This is a genomic window from Lelliottia sp. SL45 (assembly GCF_026672535.1).
Lineage (GTDB): Bacteria > Pseudomonadota > Gammaproteobacteria > Enterobacterales > Enterobacteriaceae > Enterobacter > Enterobacter nimipressuralis.
The window spans coordinates 1-15789 of the sequence record NZ_JAPPRH010000002.1 but is presented as its reverse complement, the minus strand read 5'-3'; the positions used below and the strand labels follow the sequence as shown (position 1 = coordinate 15789).

8 protein-coding genes and 3 rRNA genes are annotated in these 15789 nt (G+C 53.3%); 6 read left to right on the top strand and 5 right to left on the bottom strand.

The genetic code is table 11. The features are described 5' to 3' along the window. Positions 1-91: 91 nt before the first annotated feature. Both yjdN and OVA10_RS03915 read right to left on the bottom strand, forming a co-directional pair. Positions 92-523 (bottom strand): VOC family metalloprotein YjdN, encoded by a 432-nt coding sequence (yjdN, locus tag OVA10_RS03920; protein WP_123429913.1) that lies wholly within the window; start codon positions 521-523, stop codon positions 92-94. Between the two features lie 145 nt (positions 524-668). Further along, a complete protein-coding gene (locus OVA10_RS03915; protein ID WP_100777954.1) occupies positions 669-1004 on the bottom strand; it encodes a zinc ribbon domain-containing protein YjdM in 336 nt (111 codons plus the stop codon). A 601-nt stretch (positions 1005-1605) separates the two neighbouring features. Between OVA10_RS03915 and crfC the strand changes: the two genes are divergently transcribed. Next, positions 1606-3960: a clamp-binding protein CrfC gene (gene crfC / locus OVA10_RS03910; protein WP_123429914.1), complete on the top strand. Its 2355-nt coding sequence runs from the start codon at positions 1606-1608 to the stop codon at positions 3958-3960. Next, positions 3957-4838, top strand: coding sequence for a diguanylate cyclase regulator RdcB family protein (locus OVA10_RS03905; protein ID WP_102105749.1), 882 nt, complete (start codon positions 3957-3959; stop codon positions 4836-4838). Before crfC ends, OVA10_RS03905 begins: the two co-directional genes overlap by 4 nt. Positions 4839-4872: 34 nt before the next feature. Here the strand turns inward: OVA10_RS03905 and kdgT are convergent, their stop codons facing one another. After that, positions 4873-5868: a 2-keto-3-deoxygluconate transporter gene (gene kdgT / locus OVA10_RS03900; RefSeq protein ID WP_268195396.1), complete on the bottom strand. Its 996-nt coding sequence runs from the start codon at positions 5866-5868 to the stop codon at positions 4873-4875. A gap of 653 nt (positions 5869-6521) precedes the next feature. Between kdgT and proP the strand changes: the two genes are divergently transcribed. Continuing rightward, positions 6522-8024 carry a glycine betaine/L-proline transporter ProP gene (gene proP / locus OVA10_RS03895; RefSeq protein WP_100777950.1) on the top strand — a complete coding sequence of 501 codons (1503 nt, stop codon included), beginning with the start codon at positions 6522-6524 and terminating at the stop codon, positions 8022-8024. A gap of 33 nt (positions 8025-8057) precedes the next feature. Here the strand turns inward: proP and OVA10_RS03890 are convergent, their stop codons facing one another. Then, complete coding sequence (locus tag OVA10_RS03890) at positions 8058-9011, bottom strand: nickel/cobalt transporter (protein WP_268195384.1); 954 nt, start codon at positions 9009-9011, stop codon at positions 8058-8060. A gap of 64 nt (positions 9012-9075) precedes the next feature. After that, positions 9076-10437 (bottom strand): HdeD family acid-resistance protein, encoded by a 1362-nt coding sequence (locus tag OVA10_RS03885; RefSeq protein WP_248859522.1) that lies wholly within the window; start codon positions 10435-10437, stop codon positions 9076-9078. A gap of 501 nt (positions 10438-10938) precedes the next feature. Here OVA10_RS03885 and OVA10_RS03880 point away from each other — a divergent pair. The 3 genes from OVA10_RS03880 to rrf all read left to right on the top strand — a co-directional run. Then, positions 10939-12478: ribosomal RNA gene (locus OVA10_RS03880) — 16S ribosomal RNA — on the top strand. A 233-nt stretch (positions 12479-12711) separates the two neighbouring features. Beyond that, a 23S ribosomal RNA gene (locus tag OVA10_RS03875) occupies positions 12712-15617 on the top strand. 95 nt (positions 15618-15712) lie between these two features. Then, positions 15713-15789, top strand: a 5S ribosomal RNA gene (rrf, locus tag OVA10_RS03870); the annotation flags it as partial.

Here is a 15789-nt window from a genome sequence, read left to right as displayed (position 1 = left end):
AATGTGACATTTAGGTTAAGTATTGGTTGCGGGATTTTGAAGAGTTGAAGTGAATGGGATGACAGGCGGAGGGGGCGCCTCCGCCAGACGATCACTGCTGTTTAACGACGTTGATCATCCATGGCACGCCATATTTATCGGTCACTTTGCCGAAACCGTGTGCCCAGAAGGTCTCCTGCCAGGCCATTTCAACGTTACCGCCCGCGGCGAGCTTGTCGAACCAGCCTTTGCCTTCGGCGACGTCCTGGGTGTCGAGCACCAGCGTGAAACCCTCGTACTGGGCGTTACCGCCGGGCACGCCGTCGCTCATCATGATTTCGCTGCCAGCGATACGAACGTTGGAGTGAGCAATCGCGGTGTCCGGGAATGTCATGCCAGACGGGCAGCCTTCTTCGCTGTTTTCGTCTTTGGGCATTTCGCCGTAGGTGATTTTATAGGTGAGTTCTGCGCCGACGGCTTGCTGGTAGAAGGCGATGGCTTCTGCACAGTTTCCGGCGAATGAGATGTAGGGACTTAACGACATAATCATTACCTCAGGTAAGAGAAGCTCGTTAAGTGTAGTACGAATTTTGTACAATATTCTGTCGGCCCGGTCAGCGCAGCGCCACCGGGCAACTGGCCGGATGCGTTGCGCTTATCCGGCCTACAAAACAATAAAAGCTTATATATCAGTTCTTTTTCACGAACTCAGATTTGAGCTTCATTGGGCCAAAGCCGTCAATTTTGCAGTCAATATTATGATCGCCTTCAACCAGACGAATATTCTTCACTTTGGTGCCGATTTTCAGCATCGAAGAGGCGCCTTTGACTTTAAGGTCTTTTACCACGGTGACGCTATCGCCATCGGCCAGCAGATTACCGTTGGCATCTTTTACAATCAGTGTATCGCTGTCTTGCGCTGGCTCTGCATCATTCCATTCATGGGCGCATTCAGGACAAATGAACATCCCGTTATCTTCGTAGGTGTATTCGGAATTACATTTTGGGCAGTGTGGAAGTGACATATTGAGTTCCTCAAAAGTGCTAACGGGGCTGGAAAGCGCCAGCCAAAAGATGGCAGTTTGCCGAAAAAGGCGTCAAGTATAGCGTAAGTCCACACCGTTGTCGGTGATATTATTTTTTTTGCGAAGAGTGAAATCACCGTGTCTGGAGTGACACTTTCTGTCAGTCACTTAAGCGATGCTAACAGCGTACTTAAGATTTAAACGGCGCGACGAAATATATCGAATATTTTATTGCGTAAATTGCCAGGTACTGTCATTTCGGATAAGGTGAGGTGAGCAGTTGTTATTTATCAACGGCACCCGCGATTGCCATTCCTCCTTAGGCGTGCGGGAATTACCTCTCATTTTGGGTGGGTAAATTACTTTGATATATCCTATAGCTTCATAAGAAATGGTCTACGCTCATTATCTTTCGGCTTTCTTTGTCGAGAGGAGCGTACGAGCGCTCTACGCTTCAGGCCGAATATATTCCGGTTTGTCATCAGGCGCTTATATTCATTGAACATATTTTCCACGCGTAATCTAAAAAGCCGAAATTTCATTATTAAAACTATCCGGCTAAATAAAAGTAATAAATTTGCGTTAAGGAAAGGCTTTTATCATGCATACACAAACAATTTTTGAATTAAGCCAGGAAGCGGAAAGGCTTCTGCAACTTGCTTTGCAGAATCTTGACGCCCTGAAATCAATGCCGATTGCGGTGCTGGATAGCACCACCGCTGCGATGACCGGGGAGACGAATAATGTTCTGCCTCTGCATTTCAGCACCCGTGGCGTTGAAACGCAGCTTTCTATGCTTAATAACGAATTACGCAAAATTACCCGTCTGGAGATGGTGCTGGCGATTGTCGGGACCATGAAAGCTGGGAAATCGACCACTATAAATGCCATCGTCGGGACCGAGGTGTTGCCAAACCGCAACCGCCCGATGACCGCGCTGCCGACCCTGATCCGCCACACGCCGGGCCAGACCGAGCCGGTGCTGCATTTCGCCCATGTGTCGCCAATTGATACGCTGATCAAGCAGTTGCAGGAGAAACTCTGCAATCACGATCGCGGAAAACTGACTCAGCGCCTTGAGATCGATAAAGACATGAACGCGCTGCTCGGGCGTATTGAGCAGGGCGAAGCGTTCGAAAAACACTATCTGGGCGCGCAGCCGATTTTCCAGTGTCTGAAAAACCTCAACGATCTGGTGCGTCTGTCGAAAGCGCTCGGCGTCGATTTTCCGTTCTCGGAATATGCGGCGATTGAACATATTCCGGTTATTGAGGTGGAATTTGTCCATCTGGCCGGGCTGGATTCCCATCTGGGCCAGCTGACACTGCTCGACACCCCAGGGCCGAACGAAGCCGGACAGCCGCATCTGCAGAAAATGCTCAGTGAACAACTGGCACGATCGTCGGCGGTGCTGGCGGTGATGGACTACACCCAGTTGAAATCGATCTCCGATGAAGAGGTGCGACAGGCTATTTCGGCGGTAGGAAAATCGGTGCCGCTGTATGCGCTGGTGAATAAGTTTGATCAGAAAGATCGCAACAGCGATGACGAAGAGCAGGTGCGGGCGATGATCTCCGGCACGCTGATGAAAGGCAATATTTCGCCGGGGCAGATTTATCCTGTGTCGTCGATGTGGGCCTATCTCGCCAACCGCGCGCGCTATGAAATTGCCAGCCATGGCCGCTTGCCGAACCCTCAGGAGCAGCGCTGGGTGCAGGATTTTGCCGAAGCGGCGCTTGGACGTCGCTGGCGGACGGCGGATCTGGATGATGTGGAGCATATTCGCCACGCCGCCGATCTGCTGTGGGAAGATTCGTTATTCGAACAGCCGATCCGTAAACTGATTTACGCCGCTTACGCCAACGCGTCGCTCTATGCCCTGCGATCGGCTTCCCATAAGCTGCTGAATTACGCACAGAATGCCCGCGAGTACCTGGATTTTCGCTATCAGGGGCTGACGGTGGCCTTCGAGGAGCTGCAGGTAAACATCTCGCGCCTGGAAGAGGATATGGCGCTGTTGCAGATGCGCCAGGAGGTCGTCAGCGACGAAGTGGGGCATGAAGTGGAGCAGGCGCTGGATGCGGCGAACGCGTTTATTTCGCAGCAGAAAAGCCAGATTCAGCAGGCTATTGGCCACATCTTTAACAGAGATAATATTCTCGATTTAGCGGGCATCCAGCCCATGAGCCTGAGAAATAGCTCCCCTGAAGAGATGGGGCAACTGGTGCTGGATGATGAAGGGCAGGCGCAGATTGTGTTGAGCAAAATCCGCTCCTCCTGCGAGCTGATCATGCTCGATGCGCAGGGAAAAATCAGCCGCGAGCTGGCGCTGCGCTTTGACCAGCTTGAGTCCACGCTGGCGCGTTCCCTTAACGAAGCGATGCGCCCCATTGAGAAACGCATTAAAGAAGAGCTGAGCCATGCCGGTTTCCGGGCGCGGATCAGCTTCCCGGCATTCCAGGCGAGTCAGCTTAATTTCAACACGCGTGGGCTGTTTACTGACGCCATTGCGTCGGAAAATCGTCCGGCGGGTGATGTGTCGGCCTCAGGCAGCGTGCGTGAGACGGTGTCGCGCTGGCTGAACAATCCGGGCTGGGGCTTTGAAGATTACGTGATGACACGCACCCGATATGTTATTGACATCGCGCAGCTTCATGAGCGATTTAAACAGCATATTGATCAATTTTGTGAACAAATCTGTAAAGCTTTGGTGGCGCAGGTCGATGTCTCTGTTACGGCAGGAATGGCGACGTTTTTCGCAGAATTCTCGTTATGTCTGACCGGGTTACAGGAAAGCTTGCGTGATAGCCTCGCAGTGCGCCAGCAAAACGAGCACTCCACCCGAGCGCTTAGCCAGCTGTTGCAGCAAAGTATTACCACTGCGACGTGGATTCAGGAAGATACCCGACTGTTACGCGATGATATTCAAACCTTATTCGCGGCTGAGCAACTATGACAACACAACTACTGGACGGTCCCGGGCGGACGCTGGAGTGTATTCATCCGAAGTTTATGGTCGATCTGGTACAAGGGGTGGACGCGGTGCGTCTTCCCCCTCTCGCCCCTCAGCAGCAGCAATTTCGTGAGCGTTTAACTCAGGAGATCATGACCCAGACGAAGCTTCGGCCCTGGGCGATGACGGGAATGTTCAGCGAAAATGCTGCCCTGCGGCTGGGACTTGCGGAAAAACTGGCGGGGATGTTCGATCCCGGCCATCTGGCGCTGACGCGCATGACGGAAAAACTCACCACGCTGCGCCAGCAGACCAGCCGCCAGGGGCAACAGTCTCCGGGCCTGATGCAGCAGTACGACGATCTCTCTGCCCATTTTTCCCAGCGTGCCGCCTATAAAGAGAAAGCGCTTTCCCAGCGTGGCCTGACGGTGCAGGCGGGCGAACATAGTGAACAAATTTTTACCCACTGGCGGGCCGGGCAATACGATGGCTGGTCGCTGGCCGGGCGTTGTTACCTCGCGCTGGAAGAGTTGCGCTGGGGGGCGTTTGGCGATGCCTGTCGCCTGGCAAACGAAGACGTTGGCGCGATGCTGAAAGATAATTTACGCAGCCTGGCGGCAAATTATCTGGCGCAGGGTATCAACGCTTCTCCCGCCACTCGCCATTTCTATCACCAGTGGCTTGCCACACCGATTTCAACGGGCTTAATGGACCATAAGGATATGCTGGGCTGGCTGGGGGACTGGTGTCATCCTGACCGTCATCCGGTGAGCTGGTCTGTGACGCAGAGCTGGCAGACGGTGGCACTGGGAATGCCGAGACTCTGCTCAGCGAAAAGGCTGGCGGATGCGATGGTGAGTGAGGTGTTTGGCGAGGGATAACCAAAACCCTCTCCGAAGAGAGGGCGTAGAAATCTTAGTGATGTAAGGATTCAACCGGCTGCGGCTCTGACTCGGCCTGCGGGATATTGCCGTAGCGTTTGGCGTACAGCGCCGTAATAATCGGTACCAGAATCGCGGTCACAATCACAGCCGCTGCAACCAGCGCGGTTGCCGAGGCGGCCACAGGTTCGAAGGCCGGGTTAATCTGCGCGATAATCACCGGGTTCGCCACGGCTGCACCTGCAGCAGATGACGCAGCGACACCTGCGGTCCCATTCCCTCCTCCAATCACGCGGTCTGCGATAATCAGTGGAATACCGGTGATGATGATAACCGCGACGCCCAGGGCGATGCCCAGCAGACCGGTATCCATAATCACGCCCAGGTTGATGGTGTTACCTAGTGCGAAGCCGAAGAACGGAATCAACACCGGCGTGGCTTTGCTGAAGAAATCGCGCAGATCGGTGTCCATGTTACCCAGTGCGAAACCGATCAGGAACGGCAGAATTGCGCCGACGAAGTGGTGCGGTTCAAACGAGGCCAGACCGGCGGAGCCCAGGATCAGCATGGTCATCAGCGGACCGGATTCCAGCGACATTAAAACGAAGGCGCCAGACTCTTCTTTGGTGCCGTACTGGTTCATCAGGCTGGCGTAGAGACCGCCGTTGGTCATATCCATTGCCGAAACAATCGCCAGAATGGACAATCCGGCGAAGAATCCGGTCTGAATTCCGTTCTCGGGAATAAACATGGCGCAGACCATTGCGACGACCCAGGCGACCGCAATTTTGGTAATGACCAGCGTACCTGATTTACGCAGAACGGTACCTGTAGCCCGTAAATTAATAGAGGCGCCAATACAAAAGAACCAGACCGCCAGAATGGGAACGGTGCCGGTGATCATCCCTTTTGTGAATCCGCCAAAATAAGCGCCGGTATTTGGCGCAAGGGTATTTAATATTGCGCCAAGGACCAGGGGAACCAGCATCATCCCGCCAGGGATGCGTTCAATTGTGGCTTTAATCTTCATGATAAATCCTCACATCTCATCTCGCGTTTCTGGCGGACAAGTCAGGTAATATTAATGATTACATTCAAATGATTACGAAAATTTAACTGTCTGAAGTTCCGTCTGGTAATGCACAAACCGCAGCCCGTTTACACGTGTTAAACGGTTGGTGAGTTGCAGCCATCGCGGCGTGTTCGGGATTATCATGCGATCATTGGAATTGCGATTCAATGAAAATAAAACAGTGTTTTAGTTATCTTGATCACATATTTGCGTAAACGAAGACATTGACCGCTTGTAATTAAAAAAGCTGTGAAAAGGATGTAAATGAAAGTCAGTGTTTTATTTAATTGCGAGAGGAATAATAACCAGCGGAAGAATCGTCTGAATGCGATTAAAACGTAACGAAAGAGAGAGGGGTGCTTACGTTTTCTGACAACTTCTGACGCCATACGTAAGTTTTTGTGAAGTTGATCACTAATTTAAACGCTGGTAGGGTAAAGAGGTCACTAACTGCCCAGGCAGGCGTCAACAGGTTCGGTTGTATCGACAGTAAATGTCAATGTAAGTAAACCTGCTACGCTTGAAGAAGAAGATTCGCATGAGGCGAATCTCACTTTACAGACCGCATGAGTTTCTGTGGTATGGACAGGGCTGAGTCTACGAGGATAGCAATGCTTAAAAGGAAAAAAGTAAAACCCATTACGCTCGGCGATGTCACCATTATTGATGACAGCAAGCTGCGCAAGGCCATCACTGCCGCATCGCTGGGTAACGCGATGGAATGGTTTGACTTCGGTGTTTACGGCTTCGTTGCCTATGCACTCGGTAAGGTCTTCTTCCCCGGCGCCGATCCCAGCCTGCAGATGATTGCAGCGCTAGGTACCTTCTCTGTACCCTTCCTGATTCGCCCGCTCGGTGGGTTGTTCTTCGGGATGCTGGGCGATAAATATGGTCGCCAGAAAATTCTCGCCATCACAATCGTGATTATGTCGATAAGTACCTTCTGTATCGGCCTGATCCCGTCTTACGCCACCATTGGCATCTGGGCACCGATATTGCTGCTGCTGTGTAAAATGGCACAGGGCTTCTCCGTCGGCGGTGAGTATACGGGCGCATCGATCTTCGTTGCCGAATACTCCCCGGACCGTAAACGCGGCTTTATGGGAAGCTGGCTGGACTTTGGCTCGATTGCCGGGTTTGTGCTGGGTGCGGGCGTGGTGGTATTGATTTCCACCGTCGTCGGGGAAGAGAATTTCCTCGAGTGGGGCTGGCGTATTCCGTTCTTCCTGGCGCTGCCGCTGGGTATCATCGGCCTCTATTTGCGTCATGCTTTAGAAGAGACCCCGGCGTTCCAGCAGCACGTTGAGAAACTGGAGCAGGGCGATCGCGAAGGCCTGCAGGATGGACCGAAAGTTTCGTTCCGCGAAATTGCGACCAAACACTGGCGTAGCCTGCTGACCTGTATTGGTCTGGTGATTTCGACCAACGTGACCTACTACATGTTGCTCACGTATATGCCGAGCTACCTGTCGCATAACCTGCACTATTCAGAAGATCACGGCGTGCTGATTATCATCGCCATCATGGTTGGTATGCTGTTTGTGCAGCCGATTATGGGTCTGATGAGTGACCGCTTTGGTCGTCGTCCGTTCATTATTCTGGGTAGCGTCGCGTTATTCGCCCTGGCGATTCCGGCCTTTATCCTTATTAACAGTAATGTGCTGGGGCTGATTTTTGCCGGTCTGCTGATGCTGGCGGTGATCCTGAACTGCTTCATCGGGGTGATGGCGTCCACGCTCCCGGCGATGTTCCCAACGCACATTCGTTACAGTGCGCTGGCGGCTGCATTTAATATCTCGGTACTGATTGCGGGTCTGACGCCGACACTGGCGGCCTCGCTGGTCGAAAGCACCCAGGACCTGATGATGCCGGCTTATTATCTGATGGTTATCGCGGTTATCGGTTTAGCGACCGGTCTGACGATGAAAGAGACGGCTAACCGACCGCTGAAAGGGGCGACGCCGGCGGCATCGGATATTCAGGAAGCGAAAGATATCCTTCGCGAGCACTACGATAATGTTGAACAGAAAATTGATGACATTGACGTAGAGATTGAAGAGCTGCAGAAGAAACGTTCTCGTCTGGTGGATCAGCATCCACGGATTAACGAGTAACAAACGAAAAACCCGCCATTGGCGGGTTTTTTATTAGCAGCCTGCGGCAATGTAGTCGCCGTTAGCGCTGATGGGAATGACCGTTAAGAACAGCACCGTCGCGAACAGAATCAGCACAATCCCACCGGCAATTTTTGCCACCGGCACCAGCCCGCTCAGGTGTGATCCTCCGCCGAAGAGCGCCACCGTGCGTTCGCGCGCATAGCGCACCGCCAGCGACAGCCCCATGATCGACAGCGCCGTGCCGAGGGACATGGTCATTACCGCCGCAATTCCCCAGGTCACAATTCCCAGCGCGTTCGAGAACATCAGAATCATGATCGCCCCACTGCATGGGCGAGCGCCGATGGCCAGGATTACCCCCAGACGTATTTTCCAGTTTTCCTCCTTCAGCGCGGCACCCACACCGTGGTGACCACAGCCGCAGCTTTCATCATGTTGATGAAGAGGTTTAAGGGCGTGAACCGTCATCCTGCGAGGGCGCAGGCTTTTCAGCGCCTGGTAAATGACAAACGCGCCAAACGCACCAATCATGACCGCGCTGATTTTTTCCACATACCAGCGGCTGGCGCTGAGATCGCCGGAGGCGAGATTAAACCCCACGGCCAGAATAAAGACGAAAAGAATGGCGCTTACACCCTGCATCAGGCTGCCGAGGAAGGGCACCACGCGTGCGGCGAGCTGGCTTTCTTTATTAGTAGAGAGATAAGTGGTGACGATAAATTTGCCGTGGCCTGGCCCAATGGCGTGAAGCACACCATAAAAGAACGCGCCCGTCAGTAGCCACAGCCCACCGGCGTACTGGTGATTATTGAGTTGCAGAAGGTACATCACCAGATAGCGGTGCAGGGTGATTTGCGTTGCGAGGCACCACTGAATAAAGGCGTTCCAGTGGGCGTGTAGCGTAAAGGTTGCCAGCAGAATGCCCAGCGCCATCAGCCCGGCAGTGGGGAGGCGCCAGTCACGTGCGAGACGTTGTGTGGTCATGGTATGGCCTGCGGGAGAGGATTTTTGGCAAGTATAGCGTTTATGATCGCGGGCGCGCTGAGGTTTACTCTTCCGTCATCCCTTCGCCGCTTTTACCTTTCACCCATGCGACCCGGCGATGGAACATTTTTTTCAACGCCCGGCCCAGGGTATTAAACCAGCCTGTCGGGCGTGGATCGGCAAGCATGCTCAGGGCGCGGGCGTAGTCCAGCACCAGTCCTGGCGTCCAGGCCATGGTCTCGGCGCGTTTACGCAGCTGGAGTGCGACCCAAAGTTCCGGCGTGGACATCAGCTTTCCAATCGCCAGCCAGAACCCGCGCGTTTGCCAGAGTCTTCCGACGGATCCCTCCAGCGCGGCTTCCAGCGCACGCGCCACGCTGCTGGAGCAGTTACGGTGGGTCAAATTGTAGGATGCATTCTGACGGTAGTTTTCCCAGAAGGCGCTCAGGCGGGTTTCACTGTAATTGCGGATGCGTACTTTTCGCGTAGAGGGGCACCATTGCGCTGATTCTGTTGCATAGTCGGGCTGGAACAGCCCTTGCACATTATTCTCCGGCGTCGCCCGCAACAGTCGGGCGAAGGCATCCGGCGAGCGGTCGATGAGTTCCGCAGGGTACAGACTGATATAGATCCCGCCAGGAGATTCCAGCGCAGCGTGGCCGGTGGAGATAATGCCGTTTTGATCCACGGCGGCGATATAACGGTTAATGACCGGGCGAGGGATGGTTTCACCCGGTGCAGAACCCACGGGAGTCCAGACGTGAACCGTCAGCGCTTTTTCGTCATCTTCCGGTGGGCCATCCCACTCCACAGTGGCGGGCGGGAGCGTATCTGCTTCTTCCATATACTCTTCGCCTTTAAGACCCGGGTTGGCGGCGGCCACTTTGACGCGGTTGGCGAGGATGAACATGTTCCATCCCGCGAAGGCAAGGCCCAGACCGAGACAGTAAGGAACGGTGCCGGCATAATTTGACGGCCATGGCTGATAGAAGAAGATGGCCAGCGCGATCTCGACGATCCCGCCTGCCAGGGCGGAGTGCCAGCGTTGATAGCGAACGACCAGGGCGGAGGCAATTTGTAGCGCACCATCGAGCAAGAACAGCGTGCCGAAAATGATCGCCAGTACAATATCGCCATCGTGGTTCCCCGCCAGGATCAGAACCGCGGCGAGTGAAAAGGTGGCACCTTTGACATAGCGTAAGATGCGCTGCCCGCCCATGCCGCTGTGCGCCACCATTAATGTAAGGGCACCTTCGAACAATAACAGGCAGGCGAAAGGTTCAATCGGGAAGAACAGCGACCCGTCCATGGCGTCGATGAAGATGACGGTGCCGGCGATCAGTGTGATCCAGCCAAAGCGGCGAAGCCCGCGCCAGTGTGAACGCAGAAAATCGATACCCAGCAGGATCAGGATTAGTCGCATCATAGGAAAACGTCCGGAAATAGCCTTCCACATATATAGCTTATTGGGTCGTTTAGTGCGTGATGAGTGAGAAACGTGTCGGTAATACTGGCCGGGTTGTGGATAAGTCTGTGTGCAAAAGGGTATAAGGCGGGGTTTTGCTGTGGAATGCAGCAGTCAGTCATTTTTCTGTCATTTAGCGGTTGCGGGCTGACGAGAACTCCCTATAATGCGCCTCCATCGACACGGCAGATGTGAATCACTTCACACAAACAGCCGGTTCGGTTGAAGAGAAAAAATCCTGAGATTCAGGGTTGACTCTGAAAGAGGAAAGCGTAATATACGCCACCTCGCAACGGTGAGCGAAAGCCGCGTTGCACTGCTCTTTAACAATTTATCAGACAATCTGTGTGGGCACTCAAAGTGACATGGATTCTAAACGTCGAAAGACGCTAAATGAATACCAAAGTCTCTGAGTGAACATACGTAATTCATTACGAAGTTTAATTCACGAGCATCAAACTTAAATTGAAGAGTTTGATCATGGCTCAGATTGAACGCTGGCGGCAGGCCTAACACATGCAAGTCGAGCGGTAGCACAGAGAGCTTGCTCTCGGGTGACGAGCGGCGGACGGGTGAGTAATGTCTGGGAAACTGCCTGATGGAGGGGGATAACTACTGGAAACGGTAGCTAATACCGCATAACGTCGCAAGACCAAAGAGGGGGACCTTCGGGCCTCTTGCCATCAGATGTGCCCAGATGGGATTAGCTAGTAGGTGGGGTAACGGCTCACCTAGGCGACGATCCCTAGCTGGTCTGAGAGGATGACCAGCCACACTGGAACTGAGACACGGTCCAGACTCCTACGGGAGGCAGCAGTGGGGAATATTGCACAATGGGCGCAAGCCTGATGCAGCCATGCCGCGTGTATGAAGAAGGCCTTCGGGTTGTAAAGTACTTTCAGCGAGGAGGAAGGCATTGTGGTTAATAACCACAGTGATTGACGTTACTCGCAGAAGAAGCACCGGCTAACTCCGTGCCAGCAGCCGCGGTAATACGGAGGGTGCAAGCGTTAATCGGAATTACTGGGCGTAAAGCGCACGCAGGCGGTCTGTCAAGTCGGATGTGAAATCCCCGGGCTCAACCTGGGAACTGCATTCGAAACTGGCAGGCTAGAGTCTTGTAGAGGGGGGTAGAATTCCAGGTGTAGCGGTGAAATGCGTAGAGATCTGGAGGAATACCGGTGGCGAAGGCGGCCCCCTGGACAAAGACTGACGCTCAGGTGCGAAAGCGTGGGGAGCAAACAGGATTAGATACCCTGGTAGTCCACGCCGTAAACGATGTCGACTTGGAGGTTGTTCCCTTGAGGAGTGGCTTCCGGAGCTAACGCGTTAAGTCGACCGCCTGGGGAGTACGGCCGCAAGGTTAAAACTCAAATGAATTGACGGGGGCCCGCACAAGCGGTGGAGCATGTGGTTTAATTCGATGCAACGCGAAGAACCTTACCTACTCTTGACATCCAGAGAACTTAGCAGAGATGCTTTGGTGCCTTCGGGAACTCTGAGACAGGTGCTGCATGGCTGTCGTCAGCTCGTGTTGTGAAATGTTGGGTTAAGTCCCGCAACGAGCGCAACCCTTATCCTTTGTTGCCAGCGGTCCGGCCGGGAACTCAAAGGAGACTGCCAGTGATAAACTGGAGGAAGGTGGGGATGACGTCAAGTCATCATGGCCCTTACGAGTAGGGCTACACACGTGCTACAATGGCGTATACAAAGAGAAGCGACCTCGCGAGAGCAAGCGGACCTCATAAAGTACGTCGTAGTCCGGATTGGAGTCTGCAACTCGACTCCATGAAGTCGGAATCGCTAGTAATCGTAGATCAGAATGCTACGGTGAATACGTTCCCGGGCCTTGTACACACCGCCCGTCACACCATGGGAGTGGGTTGCAAAAGAAGTAGGTAGCTTAACCTTCGGGAGGGCGCTTACCACTTTGTGATTCATGACTGGGGTGAAGTCGTAACAAGGTAACCGTAGGGGAACCTGCGGTTGGATCACCTCCTTACCTGAAAGAACCTGCCTTTGTAGTGTCCACACAGATTGTCTGATGAATGATGAACTTCTGAATGTACTTTCGAGTGCATTAAGAAGTTTTGCTCTTTAAAAATCTGGATCAAGCTGAAAATTGAAACGACACGCTGCGTCTGTTCTCCGTAATAAGAACAGAGTGACGGTGTGTTCGAGTCTCTCAAATTTTCGCGACACGATGATGTTTTACGAAACATCTTCGGGTTGTGAGGTTAAGCGACTAAGCGTACACGGTGGATGCCCTGGCAGTCAGAGGCGATGAAGGGCGTGCTAATCTGCGATAAGCGTCGGCGAGGTGATATGAACCTTTGACCCGGCGATACCCGAATGGGGAAACCCAGTGTGTTCCGACACACTATCATGTCATGAATACATAGTGGCATGAGGCGAACCGGGGGAACTGAAACATCTAAGTACCCCGAGGAAAAGAAATCAACCGAGATTCCCCCAGTAGCGGCGAGCGAACGGGGAGGAGCCCAGAGTCTGAATCAGCGCGTGTGTTAGTGGAAGCGTCTGGAAAGTCGCACGATACAGGGTGAAAGTCCCGTACACAAAAATGCACACGCTGTGAACTCGAAGAGTAGGGCGGGACACGTGGTATCCTGTCTGAATATGGGGGGACCATCCTCCAAGGCTAAATACTCCTGACTGACCGATAGTGAACCAGTACCGTGAGGGAAAGGCGAAAAGAACCCCGGCGAGGGGAGTGAAAAAGAACCTGAAACCGTGTACGTACAAGCAGTGGGAGCCTCTTTTATGGGGTGACTGCGTACCTTTTGTATAATGGGTCAGCGACTTATATTCTGTAGCAAGGTTAACCGTATAGGGGAGCCGAAGGGAAACCGAGTCTTAACTGGGCGTTAAGTTGCAGGGTATAGACCCGAAACCCGGTGATCTAGCCATGGGCAGGTTGAAGGTTGGGTAACACTAACTGGAGGACCGAACCGACTAATGTTGAAAAATTAGCGGATGACTTGTGGCTGGGGGTGAAAGGCCAATCAAACCGGGAGATAGCTGGTTCTCCCCGAAAGCTATTTAGGTAGCGCCTCGTGAACTCATCTTCGGGGGTAGAGCACTGTTTCGGCTAGGGGGCCATCCCGGCTTACCAACCCGATGCAAACTACGAATACCGAAGAATGTTATCACGGGAGACACACGGCGGGTGCTAACGTCCGTCGTGAAGAGGGAAACAACCCAGACCGCCAGCTAAGGTCCCAAAGTCATGGTTAAGTGGGAAACGATGTGGGAAGGCACAGACAGCCAGGATGTTGGCTTAGAAGCAGCCATCATTTAAAGAAAGCGTAATAGCTCACTGGTCGAGTCGGCCTGCGCGGAAGATGTAACGGGGCTAAACCATGCACCGAAGCTGCGGCAGCGACGCTTATGCGTTGTTGGGTAGGGGAGCGTTCTGTAAGCCGTTGAAGGTGTGCTGTGAGGCATGCTGGAGGTATCAGAAGTGCGAATGCTGACATAAGTAACGATAAAGCGGGTGAAAAGCCCGCTCGCCGGAAGACCAAGGGTTCCTGTCCAACGTTAATCGGGGCAGGGTGAGTCGACCCCTAAGGCGAGGCCGAAAGGCGTAGTCGATGGGAAACAGGTTAATATTCCTGTACTTGGTGTTACTGCGAAGGGGGGACGGAGAAGGCTATGTTAGCCGGGCGACGGTTGTCCCGGTTTAAGCATGTAGGCGGAGGTTCCAGGTAAATCCGGTACCTTTTTAACGCTGAGGTGTGATGACGAGGCACTACGGTGCTGAAGTAACAAATGCCCTGCTTCCAGGAAAGCCTCTAAGCATCAGGTAACATCAAATCGTACCCCAAACCGACACAGGTGGTCAGGTAGAGAATACCAAGGCGCTTGAGAGAACTCGGGTGAAGGAACTAGGCAAAATGGTGCCGTAACTTCGGGAGAAGGCACGCTGGTGTGTAGGTGAAGTCCCTGCGGACGGAGCTGAAACCAGTCGAAGATACCAGCTGGCTGCAACTGTTTATTAAAAACACAGCACTGTGCAAACACGAAAGTGGACGTATACGGTGTGACGCCTGCCCGGTGCCGGAAGGTTAATTGATGGGGTTAGCGGCAACGCGAAGCTCTTGATCGAAGCCCCGGTAAACGGCGGCCGTAACTATAACGGTCCTAAGGTAGCGAAATTCCTTGTCGGGTAAGTTCCGACCTGCACGAATGGCGTAATGATGGCCAGGCTGTCTCCACCCGAGACTCAGTGAAATTGAACTCGCTGTGAAGATGCAGTGTACCCGCGGCAAGACGGAAAGACCCCGTGAACCTTTACTATAGCTTGACACTGAACACTGGTCCTTGATGTGTAGGATAGGTGGGAGGCTTTGAAGCGTGGACGCCAGTCTGCGTGGAGCCAACCTTGAAATACCACCCTTTAATGGCTGGTGTTCTAACGTAGACCCGTAATCCGGGTTGCGGACAGTGTCTGGTGGGTAGTTTGACTGGGGCGGTCTCCTCCTAAAGAGTAACGGAGGAGCACGAAGGTTAGCTAATCCTGGTCGGACATCAGGAGGTTAGTGCAATGGCATAAGCTAGCTTGACTGCGAGAGTGACGGCTCGAGCAGGTGCGAAAGCAGGTCATAGTGATCCGGTGGTTCTGAATGGAAGGGCCATCGCTCAACGGATAAAAGGTACTCCGGGGATAACAGGCTGATACCGCCCAAGAGTTCATATCGACGGCGGTGTTTGGCACCTCGATGTCGGCTCATCACATCCTGGGGCTGAAGTAGGTCCCAAGGGTACGGCTGTTCGCCGTTTAAAGTGGTACGCGAGCTGGGTTTAGAACGTCGTGAGACAGTTCGGTCCCTATCTGCCGTGGGCGCTGGAGAATTGAGGGGGGCTGCTCCTAGTACGAGAGGACCGGAGTGGACGCATCACTGGTGTTCGGGTTGTCATGCCAATGGCATTGCCCGGTAGCTAAATGCGGAAAAGATAAGTGCTGAAAGCATCTAAGCACGAAACTTGCCCCGAGATGAGTTCTCCCTGACTCCTTGAGAGTCCTGAAGGAACGTTGAAGACTACGACGTTGATAGGCTGGGTGTGTAAGTGCAGCGATGTATTGAGCTAACCAGTACTAATGAACCGTGAGGCTTAACCTTACAACGCCGAAGATGTTTTGGCGAAGCAGAGACAGTCGATTTTCAGCTGATACAGATTACTTGATGCGCAGAGATGCGTGTTGATACAGAATTTGCCTGGCGGCTTTAGCGCGGTGGTCCCACCTGACCCCATGCCGAACTCAGAAGTGAAACGCCGTAGCGCCGATGGTAG

Bases quoted from the DNA above. Each gene is read 5' to 3' on its own strand.
- proP (WP_100777950.1), top strand. From the start codon at position 6,522: ATGCTTAAAAGGAAAAAAGTAAAACCCATTACGCTCGGCGATGTCACC.
- kdgT (WP_268195396.1), bottom strand. From the start codon at position 5,868: ATGAAGATTAAAGCCACAATTGAACGCATCCCTGGCGGGATGATGCTG.
- yjdN (WP_123429913.1), bottom strand. From the start codon at position 523: ATGTCGTTAAGTCCCTACATCTCATTCGCCGGAAACTGTGCAGAAGCC.
- OVA10_RS03915 (WP_100777954.1), bottom strand. From the start codon at position 1,004: ATGTCACTTCCACACTGCCCAAAATGTAATTCCGAATACACCTACGAA.
- OVA10_RS03885 (WP_248859522.1), bottom strand. From the start codon at position 10,437: ATGATGCGACTAATCCTGATCCTGCTGGGTATCGATTTTCTGCGTTCA.
- crfC (WP_123429914.1), top strand. From the start codon at position 1,606: ATGCATACACAAACAATTTTTGAATTAAGCCAGGAAGCGGAAAGGCTT.
- OVA10_RS03890 (WP_268195384.1), bottom strand. From the start codon at position 9,011: ATGACCACACAACGTCTCGCACGTGACTGGCGCCTCCCCACTGCCGGG.
- OVA10_RS03905 (WP_102105749.1), top strand. From the start codon at position 3,957: ATGACAACACAACTACTGGACGGTCCCGGGCGGACGCTGGAGTGTATT.